Genomic DNA, 1524 nt, shown 5'->3' with positions numbered 1-1524 from the left:
GTATTCATTCGGAAGTATAGAGAAATACACCAAAAATCTAATTGAAATATTTGGTGAAGAAGAGGAATTTTACACCCAATTAGGTCAGCAAATTTATATTGAAAGCAAAATTATTGATCAGAAATTCAAGAATGTAGAACATGCCATAAAGTACTTTGCACTAAGTTTTATCTTTATAGTGGTTATTGTTGTCGTATGGTTTATTCACTTGTATTTGTAATTAAGGCTTAGAAGCGGAGAATCTAAACCAATTGTATTTTTTCGTTCATGTTGAATTTATTCTGCCTTCGGTAAGAAAAACCCTATGTTGGGACGGTAAAAAGGCCTGTTCGTCCTTAAAAAGAAAATAGAATATCCTTAACTTCTTATCTTTTTTGAAGAAAAAATAGTACTAATCAATAATCTAAAACCAGCTAACTATGGAAAATCACAATATCATACTTTTCGTTGACACCGCGAATATCACAAAGGAAAACATTGAGGAACGTTGCTCTTTTCATCAGGGAAAAAGTAAAGAACGCCCTGGTGATCATTCCACAAGTGTAGATGCGGGAGAAACAATAACCTGGCTGGGGCTTTCTACTTCTAATGCCAACGATGTTGTTAATATCACCAAAATAGAATATAAAGGAGGAGCTGATCTTTTTGGCCGCCCTAAGCTTAATGGGGATGGAGGATATCCGGAAACTGTTATCGGCACAATCAAAAATGCCCCTAAAGGCGAAGAAACATATACCATTACATTCACCGTTTACGAGGGGAACAATGGCGGTAAAAGAAGTGGAAAATTTACACTGGATCCTAAACTCCAGCCAAAAAACTAATAACGCTCTAATATAATTTATAAAATGGCAGAATGTTCTTGTTTAGGAATTAAATATGCTACAAAAAAAGTCTGTTTTTTAATAGGCTTTTTTTATTTTATTTTATTTGCCGGGTTTAGCCAGAATCAAGCAATTGCAGATAGTCTGGAAGCCATTTATCTCTCAGGAAATTATAGAGACAGTGATAAATTAGAAATACTAAATGAAATTGCGGTTAGTCAGGCCGATGCAGAAAAAAAGCTTACCTATAGTCTCGAATTAATTGAGGCCGCCAGGGCCTTAGATTCTGTAAATTACGTTATTACCGGATTTTTGGAAAAAGGCACTGCTTTAAGACTTAAAGGCGATCTCAGCGAAGCCCTGAAATCTTATTTTGAAGCGGCAGATATTGCAACCCGTGAAGAGGCCAAAAGAAACCTTGGCATAGCAAATTTTGCTATCGCCGATGTGTATTCAATTATGGGAAATCATGATAATGCCATAAAATATTACCAAAATGCTATCAAAATCCTTCAGAAAGTAAAAGATTCCATAAACCTTGCAACAGCATTAACTAATGCCGGGGATGATTACTTTAATAATGGAAAGCTGGATTCTGCACTCATCTATTTTGAAGATTCAGATAAGATCTTCAGGAAAATCAACTACCCAATTGGTACTGCCTACAATAAAGGGAACATAGGGATGGTCTATGCAGAAC

The 1524-nt window shown here is 35.5% G+C and carries 2 protein-coding genes and 1 pseudogene; all 3 read left to right on the top strand.

Features of this window, described 5'->3' with window-relative positions; translation table 11 throughout:
• Positions 1 to 220: pseudogene (locus WBN20_RS09700) on the top strand (hypothetical protein); the annotation flags it as partial.
• 199 nt (positions 221 to 419) lie between these two features.
• The gene (locus WBN20_RS09695; protein ID WP_424281529.1) at positions 420 to 824 is read left to right on the top strand and encodes a hypothetical protein; all 405 of its coding nucleotides are present in this window, start codon (positions 420 to 422) and stop codon (positions 822 to 824) included.
• 24 nt (positions 825 to 848) lie between these two features.
• A partial coding sequence (locus tag WBN20_RS09690; protein ID WP_424281528.1) for a tetratricopeptide repeat protein occupies positions 849 to 1524 on the top strand: 676 nt, incomplete at its 3' end.

Origin of the sequence: Eudoraea sp. (genome assembly GCF_049665975.1) — a bacterium.
Lineage (GTDB): Bacteria > Bacteroidota > Bacteroidia > Flavobacteriales > Flavobacteriaceae > Eudoraea.
The sequence above is the reverse complement of the archived record's forward strand: the minus strand, read 5'-3'. Positions and strand labels throughout refer to the sequence as shown.

What these genes read in the sequence shown, in the direction of transcription:
- WBN20_RS09695 (WP_424281529.1), top strand. Translation starts at nt 420, where the DNA reads ATGGAAAATCACAATATCATACTTTTCGTTGACACCGCGAATATCACA.